Source organism: Agromyces arachidis (genome assembly GCF_052805135.1).
Window position 1 is genome coordinate 108,882 of the sequence record NZ_JBRBDK010000003.1, and the last position, 18,321, is coordinate 127,202.

General features: G+C 72.8%; 20 protein-coding genes. 4 read left to right on the top strand and 16 right to left on the bottom strand.

All coding sequences use genetic code 11. From position 1 onward, the window contains the following. Nucleotides 1-62: 62 nt before the first annotated feature. On the bottom strand, nucleotides 63-1,319 hold the full coding sequence (locus ACUY4T_RS05420) for a serine hydrolase domain-containing protein (RefSeq protein WP_446017894.1): 1,257 nt from the start codon (nucleotides 1,317-1,319) through the stop codon (nucleotides 63-65). Nucleotides 1,320-1,593: 274 nt separating this feature from the next. Between ACUY4T_RS05420 and ACUY4T_RS05425 the strand changes: the two genes are divergently transcribed. Both ACUY4T_RS05425 and ACUY4T_RS05430 read left to right on the top strand, forming a co-directional pair. After that, nucleotides 1,594-2,001 carry a DUF4383 domain-containing protein gene (locus ACUY4T_RS05425; protein WP_446017895.1) on the top strand — a complete coding sequence of 136 codons (408 nt, stop codon included), beginning with the start codon at nucleotides 1,594-1,596 and terminating at the stop codon, nucleotides 1,999-2,001. 10 nt (nucleotides 2,002-2,011) lie between these two features. Further along, the gene (locus tag ACUY4T_RS05430) at nucleotides 2,012-2,560 is read left to right on the top strand and encodes a hypothetical protein (protein WP_446017896.1); all 549 of its coding nucleotides are present in this window, start codon (nucleotides 2,012-2,014) and stop codon (nucleotides 2,558-2,560) included. Nucleotides 2,561-2,631: 71 nt separating this feature from the next. On the opposite strand, the gene ACUY4T_RS05435 is transcribed toward ACUY4T_RS05430, so the two are convergent. Then, nucleotides 2,632-3,948, bottom strand: a complete 1,317-nt coding sequence (locus ACUY4T_RS05435) for an ATP-dependent DNA helicase (protein WP_446017897.1) — start codon at nucleotides 3,946-3,948, stop codon at nucleotides 2,632-2,634. 169 nt (nucleotides 3,949-4,117) lie between these two features. Here ACUY4T_RS05435 and ACUY4T_RS05440 point away from each other — a divergent pair, with 169 nt between their 5' ends. Next, entirely contained in the window at nucleotides 4,118-5,170 is a 1,053-nt protein-coding gene (locus ACUY4T_RS05440) for a hypothetical protein (RefSeq protein WP_446017898.1), read from the top strand. Nucleotides 5,171-5,195: 25 nt separating this feature from the next. Here the strand turns inward: ACUY4T_RS05440 and ACUY4T_RS05445 are convergent, their stop codons facing one another. The 11 genes from ACUY4T_RS05445 to ACUY4T_RS05495 form a co-directional block, all read right to left on the bottom strand. Next, nucleotides 5,196-5,762, bottom strand: a complete 567-nt coding sequence (locus tag ACUY4T_RS05445; protein WP_446017899.1) for a gluconokinase — start codon at nucleotides 5,760-5,762, stop codon at nucleotides 5,196-5,198. A 3-nt stretch (nucleotides 5,763-5,765) separates the two neighbouring features. Further along, nucleotides 5,766-7,766 (bottom strand): bifunctional copper resistance protein CopD/cytochrome c oxidase assembly protein, encoded by a 2,001-nt coding sequence (locus tag ACUY4T_RS05450; protein WP_446017900.1) that lies wholly within the window; start codon nucleotides 7,764-7,766, stop codon nucleotides 5,766-5,768. A gap of 164 nt (nucleotides 7,767-7,930) precedes the next feature. Then, entirely contained in the window at nucleotides 7,931-8,218 is a 288-nt protein-coding gene (locus tag ACUY4T_RS05455) for an HU family DNA-binding protein (RefSeq protein WP_446017901.1), read from the bottom strand. A gap of 270 nt (nucleotides 8,219-8,488) precedes the next feature. Continuing rightward, nucleotides 8,489-8,794 carry a 30S ribosomal protein S14 gene (gene rpsN / locus ACUY4T_RS05460; protein ID WP_446017902.1) on the bottom strand — a complete coding sequence of 102 codons (306 nt, stop codon included), beginning with the start codon at nucleotides 8,792-8,794 and terminating at the stop codon, nucleotides 8,489-8,491. 3 nt (nucleotides 8,795-8,797) lie between these two features. Continuing rightward, nucleotides 8,798-8,965 carry a 50S ribosomal protein L33 gene (rpmG, locus tag ACUY4T_RS05465; RefSeq protein WP_021760158.1) on the bottom strand — a complete coding sequence of 56 codons (168 nt, stop codon included), beginning with the start codon at nucleotides 8,963-8,965 and terminating at the stop codon, nucleotides 8,798-8,800. Continuing rightward, entirely contained in the window at nucleotides 8,965-9,201 is a 237-nt protein-coding gene (gene rpmB / locus ACUY4T_RS05470) for a 50S ribosomal protein L28 (protein ID WP_067945718.1), read from the bottom strand. Before rpmB ends, rpmG begins: the two co-directional genes overlap by 1 nt. A 200-nt stretch (nucleotides 9,202-9,401) precedes the next feature. Further along, on the bottom strand, nucleotides 9,402-10,061 hold the full coding sequence (locus ACUY4T_RS05475; RefSeq protein WP_446017903.1) for a hypothetical protein: 660 nt from the start codon (nucleotides 10,059-10,061) through the stop codon (nucleotides 9,402-9,404). 16 nt (nucleotides 10,062-10,077) lie between these two features. After that, a complete protein-coding gene (gad, locus tag ACUY4T_RS05480) occupies nucleotides 10,078-11,445 on the bottom strand; it encodes a glutamate decarboxylase (RefSeq protein ID WP_446017904.1) in 1,368 nt (455 codons plus the stop codon). 181 nt (nucleotides 11,446-11,626) lie between these two features. Continuing rightward, entirely contained in the window at nucleotides 11,627-12,523 is an 897-nt protein-coding gene (locus ACUY4T_RS05485; RefSeq protein ID WP_446017905.1) for a glycine betaine ABC transporter substrate-binding protein, read from the bottom strand. 106 nt (nucleotides 12,524-12,629) lie between these two features. After that, nucleotides 12,630-13,595, bottom strand: a complete 966-nt coding sequence (locus ACUY4T_RS05490) for an ABC transporter permease (RefSeq protein ID WP_446017906.1) — start codon at nucleotides 13,593-13,595, stop codon at nucleotides 12,630-12,632. After that, nucleotides 13,592-15,097, bottom strand: a complete 1,506-nt coding sequence (locus ACUY4T_RS05495; protein WP_446017907.1) for a quaternary amine ABC transporter ATP-binding protein — start codon at nucleotides 15,095-15,097, stop codon at nucleotides 13,592-13,594. Before ACUY4T_RS05495 ends, ACUY4T_RS05490 begins: the two co-directional genes overlap by 4 nt. 479 nt (nucleotides 15,098-15,576) lie before the next feature. Here ACUY4T_RS05495 and ACUY4T_RS05500 point away from each other — a divergent pair, with 479 nt between their 5' ends. Beyond that, nucleotides 15,577-16,200, top strand: coding sequence for a DUF2202 domain-containing protein (locus tag ACUY4T_RS05500; RefSeq protein ID WP_446017908.1), 624 nt, complete (start codon nucleotides 15,577-15,579; stop codon nucleotides 16,198-16,200). 6 nt (nucleotides 16,201-16,206) lie between these two features. Here ACUY4T_RS05500 and ACUY4T_RS05505 read toward each other — a convergent pair whose 3' ends face one another. From ACUY4T_RS05505 to ACUY4T_RS05515, 3 genes are read right to left on the bottom strand one after another with little or no spacing between them, the layout of a single operon-like run. Beyond that, entirely contained in the window at nucleotides 16,207-16,605 is a 399-nt protein-coding gene (locus ACUY4T_RS05505) for a Fur family transcriptional regulator (RefSeq protein ID WP_446017909.1), read from the bottom strand. After that, nucleotides 16,602-17,444, bottom strand: coding sequence for a metal ABC transporter permease (locus tag ACUY4T_RS05510; protein WP_446017910.1), 843 nt, complete (start codon nucleotides 17,442-17,444; stop codon nucleotides 16,602-16,604). Before ACUY4T_RS05510 ends, ACUY4T_RS05505 begins: the two co-directional genes overlap by 4 nt. Next, nucleotides 17,444-18,301, bottom strand: coding sequence for a metal ABC transporter permease (locus ACUY4T_RS05515; RefSeq protein ID WP_446017911.1), 858 nt, complete (start codon nucleotides 18,299-18,301; stop codon nucleotides 17,444-17,446). The genes ACUY4T_RS05510 and ACUY4T_RS05515 overlap by 1 nt, the downstream gene beginning before the upstream one ends. Nucleotides 18,302-18,321: the final 20 nt, after the last annotated feature.

An 18,321-nucleotide genomic window follows, 5' to 3' on the forward strand; every position in this document is an offset into this window, starting at 1 on the left:
TCGCCCGTAGTCTGACGCGTCGGGCGCCGGGCCGCGCGGGTCGAAAGTCCCCGGCCCGGTCCTCAGCCCTCGGTGGCCGGCTCCTCGGCGGGCGCCTCGCCGTCGGCGGGGAGCGGGCAGGCCGCGGCCGCCGTCATCCGCTCGACCGCCTGCTCGTACGACCAGGGCAGCTCGATCAGCGGCGGAACCGTCTCGCCCGGAGCCGTGGTCTTCGACGCGATCGAGGCGAGTGCGAACGCGGCCTCCCGAACGAGGTCGTCGTCCGACGAGGAGTTGTTCAGCGCCACGACGACCGTGAGCCCCGTCTCGGGCTCGGTGAAGACCGCGGTCAGCGCCCCCGTGCTCGCGCCGGCCAGGCCGCGCATCGGCCCGAACTGCATGGCGCCGATCCCCTGCGTCTGCCAGGCCGGCGTCTCGCCGCCCAGCGGAAGCGTGGTCCAGACGCGCCGGGCCGTGTTCTCGCTGAACATCGAGCCGTTCGCGAACGCCTCGCTGAAGTCCTTCGCCTCGGCGAGCGTCGAGAACGCGCCGGCGGCCGTGCCGCCGATCGAACTCGATCGCCCGGAGACGTCGAGCACGTTCGCGCAGTCCCGACTGCCGTCGCTGAGCTTCATCGAGGTGTATCCGCCGAGCGCCCCCTCGTGCTCGGTATCCTGCGCCGCCGGGATGCGCGTGGCCGTCAGATCGAGGGGCTCGAACACGTACTGCTCCGCGAGGTCGTCCCAGGTCCGGCCCGTCTCCTGCTCGAGCGCGGTCGCGAGGAGCATCACGCCCGAGCGGGACTCGGCCCAGCCCCGGCCCGCCTCGAACGAGCGGCTCGCGGCCATCCCGCTCGCGACGAGCTCGGTCGCCGGCCAGACCCTCCCGGGGTTGCCGGCGAAGAAGCGCTCCAGCGACGGGTAGTAGTCGGCGATCCCCGACCGGTGGCGGCAGAGGTCCTCCAGCGTGATGTCGCCGAGGCCCGGCACGCCGCGGACCATGGTGCCCACCTGCTCGTCGAGCTCCACGACGCCCGCGTCGACGAGTCGGAGCATCAGCGCGCAGGTGATGGCGCCCGTCGTCGTCGTGAGCTGGAAGCGCGTGTCGGCGGTGACCTCGTCGGCGCCTTCGCCGAATCCGATCGTGCCGACGCCGGTGGTCCACTGGCCGGACCACGGAGCCCAGACGCCGGCGACCCCGCCGCTCGACCCGCTGAGCCGCACCGCCTCCGCGAGGGTCGCGTCGAGACGCTCGACGACCTCGGGCGCGAACTCGGCGTCGACCTGCTCGTAGCCGGTCACCGCCTGCGGCGACCCCGTGCAGCCGGCCAGGAGGAGCATCGAGCACGCCGCAGCGATCGTCGTGGCGATCCTCCGCCGAACGCCGGCCCGTCCTCCAGCCACCGTGCCCCCCGCCGTGTGTCCGCAGCGATTGTAACCCGAAGCGGGCGTCCGGCCACGGACCCAGCATCACGGTTCGGCCACGCCGCCTGCGCCGCGACGGCGCGATGTCCCCCGAACGGCCGGCCCGCGGACTCCGGGCAATCCGCATCCGGCCCCGCGCCGAACCCCTCGGTGCACGGCGGACGCCGCGCGACGACAAGGAGGCATCGCCATGAAGAACTCACCCAACCGCATCGCCGCGACCGCGTTCGGCGCGGTCTACGTCCTGGTGGGCCTGCTCGGATTCGCCGTCACCGGCGGCGTCGGGCTGCTCGCCACCGAGGGCGGCCTGCTCCTCGGCATCTTCGAGGTGAACCCGCTGCACAACATCGCCCACGTCGCGATCGGAGCGGCGCTGCTCATCGCCGGCCTGTCGAACGTCGCGGCGGCCAAGGCCGTCAACACCACGGTCGGCGCCGCGTACCTGCTGCTCGGCATCGTCGGCTTCTTCATCGCCGGCACCGCCGCCAACATCCTCGCGCTGAACACGGCCGACCACTTCCTCCACCTCGCCAGCGCCATCGCGCTGCTCGGCGTCGGACTCGGAGCCGAGCGCTCCGCACGCGTGGCGACGGCCTAGGGAGCCGGCCATGGACGCACTGGCGGCGATGACCCGCACGTGGCCGATGCTCGGCGCGCTCGGTGCCGGCCTCGTGCTCACGGCCCTCGCTGCCGGTGCCGGGGGTGCACCGCAGGTCGTCCTGGCCGGGCTCGGCGTCGCCGCGCTCGGCTGGGGCGTCCTGTCCCTCCGGGCGGGACGCGTCCTCGCACCGGCCACGACGCTCGCCGTCGCGGTCGTGGCGCTCCTCGCCGGTGCCGGCGCGGTGATCGCGGGCGCCGCGACGGATGCCGCGGGCCTGCCCCTGGCCGCCGCATCCGCCTTCACCGCCGCGGTCGCGTTCTCGGCCGCGCACGCCGTCCGCGCGCGACGGGCGCCGGCGCGCGACGCGGACCACGACCTCCGCGCCCCCGCCCCGCGCGGCACCGCGCGCGAGGCGCGCCTCGGCCTCGCGGGCCTCGCGGCCGGCGCCGCGCTCGTGTCGGCCCTCGCGACGCCGGCCCTCGCGGCCACCGAGGCGGGCGAGCTCGCCGTGCCCCACGGGCAGCACGGCACCCACGACCCGGGTCACGCGCACTGACCCGCCCGAACGCGGCCGGGGGCGCGTGGCGATGACGCCCCCGGCCGCTCCCCCGAACGGATGCCGGACGGTCAGGCGGACGCGTCGCCCGCGGTGCCGACCTCGCGCAGGGCGCCAGACATGAACCGCTCCACGTCCCGGTCGACGATGATGTCGCGCGGCACCAGCGGACGCGCGAGGTAGAGGCCGTCGAGCGAGGTCAGCCGCGACAGCGCGACGTAGGTCTGGCCCGGGCTGAACACCAGCGGTCCGAGGTCGACGATCGCGGTGTCGTAGCTCGCGCCCTGCGACTTGTGGATCGTCACCGCCCACGCCAGGCGGAGGGGGAACTGGGTGAACTCGGCCACGATCTCGCGCTCGAGCTTCTTCGCGCGCGGATCCCACGTGTAGCGGTACTTCTCCCAGGTCGCGGGCTCGACCTCGTGCTCCTCGCCGTCGACCTCGACCCGCACCTCGCGGTCGAGCGAGGTGACGGTGCCGATCGTGCCGTTGACCCACCGCGGCGCCTCGCCCCACCCGCCGGTGTCGTTGCGCAGGAACATCACCTGGGCGCCCACCTTGAGCTCGAGGCGCTCGTCGGCCGGGTAGCCGCGCCCGCCGAACTCGCCCTCGACCTCGGCCTCGTTGGCCAGCGACTGTCCCGGCAGGCGGTGCAGCGCCGCGCGGTTGATGCGGTTGACCGTCTCGTTCGTCGTCGCGAGGGTGATCGCGCCCTGCTCGGGCAGCGGCCGACGCGCACCCGCGTCGTTCAGCACCCCCGCGATCTCGGCCGTGACCATGCCGTGGCGGACCGCGTTCAGCATGTGCTTGAACGCGTCGTCGTGCTGCCGGTGGATCTCGCCGAGCTCGTAGATGCGCAGGTCGGCCTCCTGCCAGACCTTCGCGTCGAAGAACCACATCGACCGGTAGGTGTCGGCGAAGTAGCGGCGCTCGTCGCCCGAGCCGGGCACGGGCGCGAGCTGGTACGGGTCGCCGAAGAGCACGACCTGCACCCCGCCGAACGGCTCGTGCGGTCGCTGCCTGGCCTGCCGGAGCGACCGGTCCATCGCATCCATCAGGTCGGCGTTCACCATCGACACCTCGTCGACGACGAGCGTGTCGACCGCGTTGAGGATCTTGCGGACCGCGTCGTTCTGGTCGATCTCGCGGTCGGCGACGACCCCGATCGGCAGCCGGAACAGCGAGTGGATCGTCTGGCCGCCGACGTTCAGCGCGGCGACCCCCGTCGGGGCGCAGATGACGATCTGCTTCGAGGTGTGCCAGTTCAGGTGGTTCAGCAGCGTCGACTTGCCCGTCCCGGCCCGGCCGGTCACGAACACGTGCTCGCGGGTGTGCTCGATGGCCCGGAACACCGCCTCCTGCTCGGCGGTGAGCGTCACGTCGTGCACTGGGGTCCTTCGGGGGTGAGCGGATGCCGCGGTGCGGGAAAGCGCGCCGCGTCGGCGTCTTCACTGTAGACCGCCGCGCCGGCGGCCCGGCCCGGCCGGCGGCATCCGTGGACCGACGTCCGCGCTGTGGACGACCGTCTCCCGGGGAGGCGCTGTCTAGACTTGCCGCGTGGGGAGTTCGGGCAGACGCGTCGGGCGCCTGTCGCCGGCGGCCGTCGCGGGATGGGCGGGGCTGGCCGTGCTGCTCGGCGGCGCCTTCTTCGCCGCGCTCGGCGGGCTGAACCAGACCCTCTACGGCGCGTCGGCGTTCGTCGAGCGCTACCTCGACGCGATCGCCCGCGACGACATCGTGAGCGCCGCCGCCACGCCGGGCGTGCGCCTCGATCCCGCCGACCTCGCGGGCGCTGGGCTGCCGGAGGACGTCTCGACGGCGATGCTCCGGTCGGGCGTGCTCGCCTCGGGACCGCAGGACGTCCGCGTCCTCAGCGACGAGCCGGCCGGCGAGCAGGGGGCCCGCGTCGTCACGGTGAGCTACCGCATCGAGTCGTCGATCATCGAGAGCACCTTCACCGTGCGGCCGATCGCCCCGCTCTACGGCGTGCTGCACCGCTGGGAGTTCGCGACCAGCCCGCTCGCCGTCGTGCAGGTCACCGCGGCGCACAGTCCGATGTTCACCGTCGGGTCGCTCACGCTCGACACCCGGGCGGCGAAGAGCGGCGACGAGCTCGCGGCGTTCACCCAGCAGGCGCCGTACCTGGCGATCGCCCCCGCGGCCTACGAGTTCGGGTACCGGTCGACGCTGCTCGAGGCGGTGCCCGACACGATCGTCACGGAGCCCGGCGCCCCGGCCGAGGCGACCGTGGACGCGCTGCCCACGCAGGAGTTCGTGGACCGGGTGCAGGCCAAGGTCGACGAGTACCTCACCGACCAGTGCGCGACCCAGCCCGTGCTGAAGCCGGCCGGCTGTCCCTTCGGGATCGACGTGGACGATCGCGTGCTCACCGATCCGGCGTGGACCATCGTCGAGTCGCCCGCGGTGACGCTCGTCCCGGGCGAGTCCGCCTTCGAGATGCCGCCGACCCCGGGCGTGGCCCGCGTGACGTTCGAGGCGCAGTCGCTCTTCGACGGCAGCACCTACCTCTTCGAGCAGGACGAGGGGTTCATGCTCGCCCTCGAGGCGCGGGTCCGCGCCGACGGCTCGATCTCGATCCAGTTGAAGTGACCGGCCGGGCGGCGTCGCCGGCGCCTCAGCGTGCCGGCGGGTCGAGCCGGTCGAGGGCGGATGCCGCGGTGCCGGCGATCTCGTCGACGCCGGCGTCCACGTCGACCCGCACCGCTCGCTCGTCGGCTCCGGGCGCCTCGTACGCCGCGAGCTGCGAGTCGAGCAGCGCGGCGGGCATGAAGTGCCCCGTGCGGCCGCCGATGCGCTCGGCCAGCAGCTCCGGGTCGCCCTCCAGCGCGACGAACGCCGTTCCGGGAGCAGTGACGCGCAGGCGGTCGCGGTAGGCCCGCCGCAGCGACGAGCAGGCCACCACGATGCCGGGCGCGGCCGCCTCGGCGAGGGCGGCGCCGACGAGGTCGAGCCAGGGCATCCGGTCGGCGTCGTCCAGCGGCGTCCCGGCCCGCATCTTCGCGACGTTCGCGGCCGGATGCAGGTCGTCGGCATCGACGAACCGGAGGCCGAGGCGGTCCGCCAGCGCGACGCCGACGCTCGTCTTCCCGGCACCCGAGACGCCCATCACGACGATGCGCCGCACCGCCGCCCGGCCGGCGTCGCGGCCGTCCGGCTCCCCCGCGGGCTCGGGCCGCGGCATCCGTCAGCCGTTCCCGCCGTCGCGTGCCGAGAGCGACGCGAGCTGCGCGTTGTACGCCTCGAGCTCGGCCTCGCCCGTCCGGTCGGCGTGGCGGTCCCGCCGCTTCGTCTCCTTCGCGTCGCTCCGCGACCACTGGATCGCCACGGTGATCGCGAGCGCCACCGTGGGGATCTCGCCGATCGACCAGGCGATGCCGCCGCCGAGCTGCTGGTCGACGAGCGCGTCGGTGCCCCAGCCCATCGCGCCGTACCAGTCGGCGAGCAGCAGGCCGGTGCCCATCATGATCGACAACCCGAAGAAGGCGTGGAACGCCATGGTGGCCAGCAGCAGCACCAGCCGGAACGGGTACGGCAGGCGGTAGGGCACCGGGTCGATCCCGATGAGCGACTGCACGAACAGGTAGCCGGTGATGAGGAAGTGCACGACCATCCACGTGTGGCCGATGTGGTCCTCCATCGTCCAGCGGAACAGCGACGAGTAGTAGAAGATCCACAGCGAGCCGGTGAACAGCACCGCGGCGACGATCGGGTTGGCGATGATCCCGGCGAACCGGGAGTGCACCGCGAGCAGGATCCACTCGCGGCCGCCGCGGCTGCCGTCCTTGCGCGGACGCACGGCGCGCGCGGCGAGGGTGACGGGCGCACCCGGCACGAGCAGCACCGGGATCCCCATCGTGAGGATCATGTGGGCGAGCATGTGCGCCGAGAACAGGTACTCCTCGTAGGCGCTGACGCCGCCGCTGGTGACCCAGGCCAGCAGCAGCATGCCCGCCACCCAGAGCACCGTGCGGTAGACCGGCCAGGCGTCGCCGCGGCGACGAAGCCGGCGCACGCCCGCCAGGTAGAAGAAGATCCCGAACGCGCACGCGAGCAGCCACAGCAGGTCAGGGCTCCACTCGGTGAGGTAGCGCCATCCGTCGGGCGGCGGCGGCAGCGGCTCGCCCGTGAGCAGCTCGGCCGGCGTCCGGGCCAGGCCGCCCGACGCCTCCTCGTCGACCGGCGTCGCGGTGCGCGCCAGCGCCGCGGCGAGACCCGACGCGAGCCCCATGAAGGCGAGCTCGACGACGACGAGCAGCCAGAACACGCGGTCGGCGGGTGACCCGGGGCGGGCGGATCCCGGCGCGCCCGCGCGCGCCATCCGCGCGATCATCACGCGTCGCTGCGACGCGCCGAAGAGGCCGAGCGCGACGAGCACCGCGACCTTCGCCAGCACGAGCACGCCGTAGCCGGTCGACAGCTGCGGCCACGAGCCGATGCGCAGGGCGGCACTGGCGTAGCCGGAGACGGCGACCACGATGAAGCTCACGAGCGCCACCGTCGAGTACCGGGCGAGCACCACGGCGAGGCGATCGCCGGGGAGCCTCGACTTCAGCAGCACGAGGGTCAGCAGTCCGCCCAGCCAGGCGCTCACGAACACGAGGTGCAGCCCGAGCGCGGTGACGGCCTCGTCGTGGCCGGCCGTGCCGGCCGCGTGCCCCTGCTGCGCCATCGGCACGAGCGCGACGACGGCGAGCACGCCCACGAACACGAGCGCGGTGTGGTTGCGCACCGCGAAGCACAGCACGGTGACCGCCGCCGCGATCAGCGTGGTCGCGAGCCACGCCTGGCCGAGCTCGATCGACGTGGCGAACTGTCCGAGCTGCGCGCCGAACCGGTCGCTCAGCTCGAACGGCGCGCCGGTCACGAGCACGAAGGTGAGCACGCCGGTCGCCGCGCTCGCGACCGTGAGCACGGCGGCGGATGCCGCGGCCACGTCGAGCGCCAGGTCGAACTCGCGCTGCTTCGGGCTGAGCGCCCACAGCGCGAGCACGAGCGCGCCGATCATGCCGGCCGCGCCGAGGTTGACGAAGAGCTTCGCGACGGGGACGCCCCACCTGGCCACCGGGCCCGGATCCTGGATCGGGTACGGCTCGGCTCCCCCGCCGTAGGCCAGCCCGGCGATCGTCGCGACGAGGGCGACGGCGACGAGGGCGGCGGGGCCGAGCACGCGGACGGAACGGGTCACCCGAGCAGCCTAGGCGAGCCGGCTGGAAGCGGGCTCGCCGCGGCATCCGTCATGCCTCGCCGCGGGCCGTGCGCCCGCATGCCCGAGGTACGCCGAAGGGGCGCGCCGGATCTGACCGGGCGCCCCTTCGGGAGTCTCGGGGTGCGTCGTGCGACGCGGCCGTGCTACTTGACGGCGGCCTTGAGCTTCGAGCCCGCGGAGACCTTGACCGAGTTGCCGGCGGCGATCTGGATGGTCTCGCCGGTCTGCGGGTTGCGGCCCGTGCGGGCGGCGCGGTGGGTGCGCTCGACGGCGAGCCAGCCCGGGATGGAGACCTTGGTGCCCGAGCCGACCGAGTCGGCCAGCGCCTCGAAGAACCCGTTCAGCACGGAGTCGACGGTGCTCTGGCTCTGGTTCGTCGCCGCAGCGATCTTGGCAACGAGCTCGGACTTGTTGAGCGACTTGTCAGCCATTGAATGTCCTCCTCGGACCTTCGCTGTGTGTCTACAGCTGTCGTATGGATACGCGGAGCCGATCCCTCGATCGCCCCCGTGGCCGTTCAGGCCGCCTCGAATGTAGCAGAGTCCCGCGGAAACACGCGGATTTCCGGGGATTCGGCGGCGGTTCGGACGGGGGTTGACGGATGCCTCGCGCGTCGTGCGCGTGCGGCGCCGACGGCCGCGGACGACGAGAGGGGCGCCCCGGAGTGATCCGGGACGCCCCTCTCGGACGACGTGCGGTGCTTACCAGCTCGACTTGGTGATGCCGGGCAGCTCGCCCTTGTGCGCCATGTCGCGGAAGCGGACACGCGAGATGCCGAACTTCGTCAGCACGCCACGGGGGCGGCCGTCGATGGCGTCGCGCGAGCGGACGCGCACCGGCGAGGCGTTGCGCGGCAGCTTCTGCAGGCCGATGCGGGCGGCCTCGCGGGCCTCCTCGGTGGCGTTCGGGTCGACGAGCGTCTTCTTCAGCTCGGCACGCTTCGCGGCGTAGCGGTCGACGACCGCCTTGCGCTGCTCGTTGCGCGCGATCTTGCTCTTCTTGGCCATGTCCTAGCGCTCCTCTCGGAAGTCGACGTGCTTGCGCACCACGGGGTCGTACTTCTTGAGCACGAGACGGTCGGGGTTGTTGCGACGGTTCTTGCGGGTCACGTAGGTGTACCCGGTGCCGGCCGTCGAACGGAGCTTGATGATGGGACGGATGTCCTGCTGCTTCGCCATTAGAGCTTCACCCCACGAGCCTGGATGTCACGGACGACCGCCTCGATGCCGCGGGCGTCGATCACCTTGATGCCCTTGGCGGACACGTTCAGGGTGACGTTGCGACGGAGCGACGGCACGTAGTACGTCTTCTTCTGCACGTTCGGGTCGAAGCGGCGCTTCGTCCGGCGGTGCGAGTGCGAGATGTTGTGGCCGAAGCCGGGGACGGCTCCGGTCACCTGGCACACTGCTGCCATTGGTCTTTCCTCCAATACCGAGGGGCCGGACGGCCCCTCCCAAGGTCTCTTGTCTGCAGACGGCCCCCTCCGCTCGCGCGGTAGATACAGGGGATTCATCCACGGTCTGGACGGTGGAAGCGCCCAGCCAAACGACGATCCTACCAGACGGGCCGATCGCGCCCGAATCCGCGCCGGCGTCGCGGCCGACGGGACGCGCGTCATCCGCCCGGCCGGTGCGCCGGAACGACCCGACGCGACAGGAGCGCGGCGACGAGGAAGCACACGCCGCCGAGGAGGGTTCCGAGGTTCGCCCACAGCAGGTTCAGGTACGAGCCGCTGTCGGGCAGCACGTACGCGCCGATCGCCGAGAGGCCGAAGAACACCGAGCCGACCAGGTTGAGCCACGTCCCGTGCCAGGTCCGGGCGTCGGGGTCCCAGAGCCGGCCGCGCTGCCGCGTCGCCGCCACGGCGAGCCCGCTCGAGGCGAGGAAGGCGATGGAACCGAGCGCGTCCGGCCTCCAGCCCACGCCGAGCCTCGTCGGATCGGCGAACGCGGCGACCATCGCCCAGAACGTGCTCCAGTTGAACAGCAGCGTGCCGCCGAACTGGACCGCGGCCGCCCACCAGTCGGTGAGGTCCGCCCGGTCGGCGCCCCGACGCGGCCGAGGGCGGCCGCTCAGCGTCAGCTGGATGAACGCCGCGAGCGTGAAGAAGATCGACCCGACGAAGAACGTCAGGCCCACCCCGACCGGGCCGGCCGTCTCCGCGTAGTTCGGCACGGCGCCGACGATGAAGCAGAACGAGCCGAGGATGAACCCCCAGGCCTCTCGGCGCAGGCGCAGCGCCGTCGGCGTCTCCCCCGGCGTCGACCCGGCCAACGTGCGCCCCGGCCGCTCAGTGGTGGAAGGACTGCACGAGTCCCTCGTGCGGCATCGGACCGTCCAGCGCGTCGAGGAAGTCGGTCTCGTCGCGGATGTCGCCGAGCAGGTCCTCGGCGAGGTCCCGGCTCAAGCCGTTCCGGCAGACGATCCGCATCACGGTCTGGTCCGATTGGTCTCCCGAGAGCGGGTACGCCGGCACGAGCCATCCCCGGATGCGCAGCCGTTCGGCCAGGTGGTACAGCGTCCACTTGTCGGTGCGCCCCGGAACCTGCCGCCACGCGAACACCGGGATGTCGCTGCCGTCGGTCAGGAGCTCGTACGCGTCGAGCGCGGCGATGCCCGACGAGAGGTAGCGCGCGACGTCCTGGGACGTCTGCTGGATCGCGGTGTACCCGACCCGGCCGAGTCGGAGGAACCGGTAGTACTGCAGCAGCACCTGGGCCCCGGGGCGGGAGAAGTTGATGGCGAACGTGGGCATCTCCCCGCCGAGGTAGCTCACCTTGAACACCAGGTCCTCCGGCAGCGCGGCCGTCGAGCGCCAGACCACCCACCCGACACCCGGGTAGACGAGGCCGTACTTGTGCCCCGAGGTGTTGATCGACTGCACCCGCTCGACGCGGAAGTCCCACTCGATCTCGGGCTGGAGGAAGGGCGCGACCATCGCCCCGGAGGCCCCGTCGACGTGGATCGGGATGTCGAGGCCCGTGTCCGCCTCGATCTCGTCGAGCTTCGCCGCGATGCGCGCGACCGGTTCGTACGCCCCGGTGTAGGTCACGCCCATGATCGCGACGACGCCGATGGAGTTCTCGTCCACCACGTCCTCCAGGCCCGTGCCGTCCATCAGCGGATGCTCGTCGCTCGTCGGGACGAGGCGCATCTCGACGTCGAAGAAGTTGCAGAACTTCTCCCAGCAGACCTGCACGGCGCTCGACATGACGAGGTTCGGCGTCTCGGTCGACTTCCCGGCCGCACGGCGCGCGTGCTGCCACCGGCGCTTCAGCGCGAGCCCGCCGAGCATGCACGCCTCGCTCGACCCGATGGTCGACGTGCCGATCGCGTCGCCCGGATCCGGTGCGTTCCACAGGTCGGCGAGGATCCGCCAGCAGTACTCCTCGATCGCCGCGGTGGCAGGGTACTCGTCCTTGTCGATCATGTTCTTGTCGAACGCGTCGTGGTAAAGCCGATCACCGTGCTCGTCCATCCACGTCGTCACGAACGTCGCGAGGTTCAGGCGCGCGTTGCCGTCGAGCATCGACTCGTCGTGGATGATGCGGTACGCGGTCTCGGGCAGCATCGGCAGGTCCGGGATCCGCGTATGGCGCGCGGTCGACGCCTCCCCCGCCCGCGTGAACGTCGGCTCGAGTTCCTCGTCCTGGCCCATGGCTCCCCCTCCGCCGCCGGACCCGGACCCGGCCGCACGCTCCGGACGCTAGTCTCCGTCCGGCGCCGCCTCAAGGCTCGGGTCCAACGGCCCGGGACGACGAAGCGGATGCCGCGGGGCACGACGTGCGCCCGCGGCATCCGCTCTTCGGCTCATCGCGCCGTCACGGCGCGCGCCGACCTCAGGAGGTCAGCGAGTCGACGTACTCCTGGTTCTCGGAGATCCACTCCTCGACCACGGGGCCGTAGTCGTCGGTGTCGTTCTCGTTGAACATGGCGTTCTCGAGCGAGTAGAGAAGGTCGCTGTCCATCTGGAAGCCCTGCAGCCAGCCGGCGAGGGTCGGGTGCGTCTCCTCGAGGTCCGCGGTGCCGAAGGCGTGGATGCCCTCGGCATCGCCCAGCGTGCCCTCGGGGTCCTCGAGGTCCTTCAGCGGGAAGGCGTCGTAGGCCCAGTGCGGGCGCCACAGGGTCACGGCGATGTTCTCGCCCGCGTCGGTGGCCGCGGTCAGCTCGGAGAGCATCGCGGGGGTCGACGAGGTGAGGTACTCCATGCCGTCGAGGCCGTACGTGGGGATGACCTCGTCGGTCGTCACGCGGTTCAGGCCCGAGCCCGGCTCGATGCCCACGAGGCGGTTGCCGAACGCGTCGGCGTTCTCCGCGAGCTCGTCGAGGGTGTCGACGGGCGCGTCCTCGTTCACGGCGATGGTGAGCTTGGCGTCCTCGTTCCAGGCGCCGAGGTCGACGATGTCGTCGCCGTACTGCTCGACGTAGTCGGCGTGCGTGATCGGCAGCCAGGTGTCGAGCGTCACGTCGTAGTCGCCGTCGCTCAGGCCCTGGAACACCGGGGCGGCGTCGGCGTACTCGAGCTCGACGTCGTAGCCCTGCTCCTCGAGCAGGGTCTTCCAGAGCTCGCTCGCGGCGATGCCCTCGTCCCAGCCGTTGAACACGGCGATGGTGAGGTCCTTCTGGTCGCCGTTCTCGAGCGTCTCCGCCTCGCCGGCGCCGGCCGAGCAGCCGGTGAGCGTGAGGGCGGCGGTGGCGCCGACGGCGAGCATGGTGCGCATGGTGCGCTTCTGCATGTGTGGTTCCTTTCCTCCCGCGTGCTGTGGCGCGGGTGATCGGTGGTCCGCATGGGGTGCATGCGGGGTTCGCGGGCGCCGGGGTGGGGCGCCCGAGGTCTTGGGGTCAGGCGACGGGGGCCTTCACTGCGGACTCCGTCGCCGGGAGGTCCGAGCCGTCGGTCTCCGCGAGATCGGCGGCCTCCGGAACGTCGGTCGAGGTCGCGGCATCCGCTCGTTTCGCCTTCGCGCTGCGGCGCTGCGGGCGCGCACGCCCGCCGAGCCCGCCCGTGATGCGGTCGAGCACGATCGCGAGGATCACGACCGACAGGCCCGCCTCGAAGCCGAGGCCCACGTCGATGCGCGTGAGCGACTGCACGACGTCGCCGCCGAGCCCGCCCGCGCCGACCATGCCCGCGATGACGACCATCGAGAGCGAGAGCATGATGACCTGGTTGACGCCGGCCATGATGCTGGGCATCGCGAGCGGCAGCTGGATCTGGCGGAGGATGCGCCACGGCGACGAGCCGAACGCGTGCCCGGCCTCGACGACCTCGCGGTCGACGCCGCGGATGCCGAGTTCGGTGAGCCGCACGCCGGGCGCCATCGCGAACACGATCGTCGCGACGATGCCGGGCACCACGCCCACGCGGAACAGGATCAGCGCGGGGATGAGGTACACGAACGCCGGCATCGTCTGCATGAAATCGAGCACCGGGCGGATGACGCGGCTGGCCACGTCGCTCCGTGCGGCGAGCACGCCGAGCGGGATCGAGATCACGACCGCGATGGCGCTCGAGACGAGCACGAGCGCGAGCGTGTCCATGGCGTTCTCCCACTGGTCGACGCCGACGATCACGAGGAGGCCGAGCGCCGTGCCGAGGGCGAGCTTCCAGCCCTTGGCGAACCAGGCGAGCGCGGCGATCACCACGATCACGGCCCAGAACGGCGGGGTCGACAGGACGAGGTCGACGAGGTCGTAGAAGCCGGCGAACACGGCGCGGATCACGTCGAAGAGGCCTCCGAGCGCGTCGGTCAGGACGTCGATGGCGCCCTCGGCGAGCTCGCCGAGCGGCAGGCGGATGTCGATCATGCGCGGCTCCCCTCGATCGCGGCGGAGTGGTCGGTGGCCGGGGCCTCCGTTGCGGCGCCGGCCGCGTCGGCGGGCGGCACCAGCAGGGGCTCGGGCTCGGGCTCGGGGACGGCGACCGCCGCCTCGAGGGCGGACGCCGGGTCCGGCTCGATCGGCTCGGTGCGCTGCAGGGTGGCCGTGATGACCGCGATCGGGACGGTCGCGGGCGGCACGGTGGCGAGCTCGTCGGCCGTCGTGGGCACGTTGCCGAGGGCGGCGAGCAGGGTCACCCGCGGCACGACGCCGACGAGGCGCTGCCGATCGTCGACGACCGCGAGCGGCACCTCCTGCTCGACCGAGCTACCGAGCAGGTCGGCGAGCTGCTCGTCGGAGCCCACCGTGGCGATCTCGTGCACGGCCTCATCGAGCCGCTTCTCGCCGCGCTGCACGAGGCGCAGCACGTCGCGGTCCTGCGCGACGCCGAGCAGGCGCCGGCCGGGTGCGACGACGAACACGGTCGAGGTCTGCAGGTCGCGCATGACCCGGAGCGCGGCGCGAGGGCCGGCGGACGACGACACCACGGCCCGCGGCGTCTCCATGACGTTGCCGGCGGTGAGCACGCGCGCCCGGTCGACATCCTGCACGAACTGCGCGACGTAGTCGTCGGCGGGGTCGGTGAGGATCTCCTCGGCGGTGCCGTTCTGCACGATGCGACCGTCGCGCATGACGGCGATGCGGTCGCCGAGGAACATGGCCTCGTTCAGGTCGTGCGTGATGAAGACGATGGTCTTGCCGAGCTCCTGCTGCAGCTCGACGAGCTGCTCCTGCATCTCGCGGCGGATGAGGGGGTCGAGCGCCGAGAACGCCTCGTCCATGAGCAGGATGTCGGTGTCCGACGCGAGGGCGCGGGCGAGTCCCACGCGCTGCTGCATGCCTCCGGAGAGCTCGGACGGGCGCTTGTCGCCCCAGCCGCCGAGTCCCACGCGCTCGAGGACGCGACCGGCGCGCTCACGGCGCTCCGCGGCATCCACGCCCTGGATCTCGAGGCCGTACGCGGCGTTGTCGAGCACCGTGCGGTGCGGCAGGAGCGCGAAGTGCTGGAACACCATCGACACGTGGTCGCGGCGCACCGAGCGCAGGCGCTTCGCGGGGATGCCGGTGATGCGCTCGCCCATCACGTCGACGGTGCCGGCGGTGGGCTCGAGGAGCCCGTTGAGCATGCGGATCAGCGTCGACTTGCCGGAGCCGGACAGGCCCATCACGACGAAGATCTCGCCGCGGCGGACGTCGAAGTCGGCGTCGACGACGGCGGCGGTGCCGAGGTCGGCGACCTCGGCACGGGTGGCGCCGTCGCGGAGCCGGCTGAGCGCCTCGGCCGGCCGGCGACCGAAGAAGCGGGTGAGGCCGCGCACCTGGATGGCGGGCGGGCCGTCGGCGACGGCGGGGTCCGTCGTGGCCGGGCCGGCAGCGGCGGATGCCGCGGGAGCGGCGGGTTCGGGTTGGGTCTCGCGGGGTTCGAGCATGGGGGGCGGATCTCCGTCGCACGCTCACGCAGACGCGGCCGCTGGGGCGGCGGCCGGTGCAGGAGCGTGCTCATGGTCTCGGCCGGGTTCCGTGCGATCCGGGAGGCGGGCTGCGAGCGCCGGCGTCGAACTGGGGCTGCCGGGCGAGCGCCGCGATCCAGCGCAGCCGGTCATCGGGACCGGATGCCACACGCGGAACCGTACGACCCCGCGGCTCGGCGTGAACCGATGCCCCGGGGGCGCGGACTGGGCGTCATGGTCCGTCCTGGACCGCCGACCACGGTATCGGCGCGAGGCGAGGCTTGTCGAATCGCCGATGGGAATGCGCGCCTGGTCTGGGATTCAGGGCGTCGACGGGCTGGCGGGACCCTTGCGGGACCCGTGCGGGACCATGGTCCCGCAATACCCCCGGGGTATTTGCGTACGATCGGATGGCACCGGCCGGCGCATCGCCGTCCGGAACCGCTGGGAGGTACCTCATGACGCACCGCACCGCTCTCGTCCTCGGCATCGCGACCGGCGTCCTGGTCCTGCTCGGGATCGTCGGGGTGGGCGTGATGACCGCCGTCGGCGGCGACCCGCAGGGCGTTCCGGCCGCCGCGCCATCGCCGACCGCGGGTCAGGCCGACGCCGGCGACGACGCCGAGGACGACGCCGAGCCGTCGACCGGGATCGCGCCGGCGGACACCACCGCGGCGTCGTTGCGCTACCTGATCGAGGAGGAGAAGCTGGCGCACGACGTCTACGTGACGCTGTCGGAGCGCTGGAGCCTGCCCGTCTTCGACAACATCGCGGCGAGCGAGGTCACGCACCAGGACCTCGTCGCGCCGCTGCTCGAGGCACGCGACCTCGACGATCCCCGCTCGGCGGAGGTCGGCGAGTTCACCGACCCGGCGCTGCAGGCGATGTACGACGACCTGGTCGCGCGCGGCACCTCGAGCCTCGACGAGGCGGTCGCCGTGGGGGTGCTGATCGAGCAGACCGACATCGCCGATCTCTCCGCCGCGATCGAGGGCGCGGATGACGAGGCCATCGTCAGCGTGATGGAGCGGTTGCTCGCGGGGTCCGAGAACCACCTCCGAGCCTTCGAGGCGCTGCGGTGACCCGGCTCACTCGCCGCGATCGAGGGCGCGGGAGCAGTCGGCGCAGAACCCGAAGACGTCGACCACGTGCGCGGCGCGCGTGAAGCCGTGTTCCCCGGCGACGCGCTTGGCCCACGCCTCGACCTCGTCGGCCGCGATCTCGACGGTCAGCCCGCACTTCCGGCAGATGAGGTGATGGTGGTGACCCGTGCTGCAGGCGCGGTAGATCGCCTCGCCCTCGGGCGACTGCAGGCAGTCCGCATCGCCGCTGGCCGCGAGGTCGCCGAGGGCCCGGTACACGGTCGCGAGCCCGATCGGCGAGCCGCCGGCGTGCAGCGCCGAGTGGAGGGCCTGCGCGCTGATGAAGCCGTCGGTGGCGTCGAGTGCGTCGCGCACCGCCTCGCGCTGCCAGGTGTTGCGTTTCATGCGATCCGTGCCTCCTCCGCGGTCTCGACGGGGATCGGGGCCCGCCTCGAGGGTATCCCCCGCAGCGCGGACGCGCCGAGCGCGAGGAGCAGGAACGCGGTGGCGGCGAGCACGATCGCCGGGCCGGCCGCGACGCCCGCAGACCGCGAGACGACGACGCCGATGACGCCCGATGCCGCGCCGATGATCGGGGCGGCGACGAGCACGCCGACGAAGGTGGGCATGACCGCGCGGGCGGCGGCCGCGGGGGCCGCGAGGAGCGCGATCGCGAGGATGGCCCCGACCGCGGGCAGCGAGCTGACGACGGATGCCGCGGTCAGTCCGAGCACGAGCAGCTCCACCGGCCATTCGCGGAACCCCGCCGCCCGGTAGCCGGCTGGGTCGAAGGTCGAGTAGACGATCCGCGTGCCGAACGCGGCGACGAGGGCGACGGATGCCACGAGCACGACGGCGGCGATCAGAACGTCGCCGTCGCCGACCGTCAGGATCGAGCCGACGAGGAGCGACTCCGGCTGGACGGGCAGGCCCGGGATCACGGCCTGCAGGAGCGCCCCGGCCGCGAACCCGCCGGTGAGGACGATGCCCGCCGCGACCTGCGCGCCCTGGTGGCGGACGCGCGCGAGCGCCGTCATGATCGCGACGATCGCGATCGAGGCCACCGCGGCGCCGAGCGGCACGCTCACGCCCAGCGCGGCGGCGAGCACCGCGCCCGGGTACGTGGCGTGGGTGAGCGCCTGGGCGAAGAAGGTCCGGCGACGCAGGACCACGAGGGACCCAACGAAGCCCGCGCCCGCGCCGATGACGACGGCGGCGAGCAGGGCGCGCTCGAAGTAGCCCATCAGCGCTCCCCCGCCCGGGCCACGGCCAGGCGGACCGCGAGGATCACCGCGTAGCCGATGACGAACGCCGCGACGACGGTGCTGCCGGCGGGCACGTCGACGCCGGCGCCCACGGAGATCGCGAACCCGGCCGACAGGCCGAGCCAGGCGCTGACGGCGGCGACCGCGCCCGCCGCCGGGAAGAGCCACCAGAGCCGGGTGGTCACGAGCCGCGCCGCAGCGCCCGGCACGATGAGCAGGGCGAGCACGAGCAGGGCGCCGACGGTGCTGGCGCCCGCGACCACCACGAGCGCGATCGCCGAATTGAGCACGAGGTCGAGCACGAGGCCCCGGTCGCCCGCGGCGCGGCTCGCCGCGGCGTCGAACGCGCGGAGCAGCTGCTGCTTGAGCGTGACGACCACCGCGATCACCGCGGTGAGCGAGACGAGAACGAGCGGCAGCACGTCGGCCGGCGCGATCGTGAGGATCCGGCCGAACAGCAGTCCTTCGAGCGCAGCGGCGTAGTCGGTTCCGCGCGAGACGACGAGCACGCCGATGCTGAAGGTGGCGGTGAGCATCACGGCCACCGCCGCGTCGGAGGCGACGCCGGCGCGCATGAGGAGCGTCAGCGCCACGGCGCCCGCCAGCGCCGCGATCGCCGCACCCGGGACGAGGCCGGCGGTGCCCGCGACGGCGAGCCCGATCGCGAGACCCGGGAACACCGCGTGCGTCAGCCCGTCGCTGATGAACTCGAGGCCGCGGAGGTTCACGAGCACGCCCACGACCGCGGCCGCGACGGCGAGGATCAGCAGCACGACCAGCGCGCGTCCCATGAACGGCAGCGCGTACGCTCCGAAGAGCGCATCGCCCGCGCTCATCGGAGGCCGCCCTCCGGCGT

Bases quoted from the DNA above. Each gene is read 5' to 3' on its own strand.
- ACUY4T_RS05420 (WP_446017894.1), bottom strand. From the start codon at position 1,319: ATGCTCCTCCTGGCCGGCTGCACGGGGTCGCCGCAGGCGGTGACCGGC.
- rpsN (WP_446017902.1), bottom strand. From the start codon at position 8,794: ATGGCCAAGAAGAGCAAGATCGCGCGCAACGAGCAGCGCAAGGCGGTC.
- ACUY4T_RS05425 (WP_446017895.1), top strand. From the start codon at position 1,594: ATGAAGAACTCACCCAACCGCATCGCCGCGACCGCGTTCGGCGCGGTC.
- ACUY4T_RS05490 (WP_446017906.1), bottom strand. From the start codon at position 13,595: ATGATCGACATCCGCCTGCCGCTCGGCGAGCTCGCCGAGGGCGCCATC.
- rpmB (WP_067945718.1), bottom strand. From the start codon at position 9,201: ATGGCAGCAGTGTGCCAGGTGACCGGAGCCGTCCCCGGCTTCGGCCAC.
- ACUY4T_RS05500 (WP_446017908.1), top strand. From the start codon at position 15,577: ATGACGCACCGCACCGCTCTCGTCCTCGGCATCGCGACCGGCGTCCTG.
- rpmG (WP_021760158.1), bottom strand. From the start codon at position 8,965: ATGGCGAAGCAGCAGGACATCCGTCCCATCATCAAGCTCCGTTCGACG.
- ACUY4T_RS05430 (WP_446017896.1), top strand. From the start codon at position 2,012: ATGGACGCACTGGCGGCGATGACCCGCACGTGGCCGATGCTCGGCGCG.
- ACUY4T_RS05510 (WP_446017910.1), bottom strand. From the start codon at position 17,444: ATGGGCTACTTCGAGCGCGCCCTGCTCGCCGCCGTCGTCATCGGCGCG.
- ACUY4T_RS05455 (WP_446017901.1), bottom strand. From the start codon at position 8,218: ATGGCTGACAAGTCGCTCAACAAGTCCGAGCTCGTTGCCAAGATCGCT.
- gad (WP_446017904.1), bottom strand. From the start codon at position 11,445: ATGGGCCAGGACGAGGAACTCGAGCCGACGTTCACGCGGGCGGGGGAG.
- ACUY4T_RS05515 (WP_446017911.1), bottom strand. From the start codon at position 18,301: ATGAGCGCGGGCGATGCGCTCTTCGGAGCGTACGCGCTGCCGTTCATG.
- ACUY4T_RS05495 (WP_446017907.1), bottom strand. From the start codon at position 15,097: ATGCTCGAACCCCGCGAGACCCAACCCGAACCCGCCGCTCCCGCGGCA.
- ACUY4T_RS05505 (WP_446017909.1), bottom strand. From the start codon at position 16,605: ATGAAACGCAACACCTGGCAGCGCGAGGCGGTGCGCGACGCACTCGAC.
- ACUY4T_RS05445 (WP_446017899.1), bottom strand. From the start codon at position 5,762: ATGCCGCGGCCCGAGCCCGCGGGGGAGCCGGACGGCCGCGACGCCGGC.
- ACUY4T_RS05485 (WP_446017905.1), bottom strand. From the start codon at position 12,523: ATGCAGAAGCGCACCATGCGCACCATGCTCGCCGTCGGCGCCACCGCC.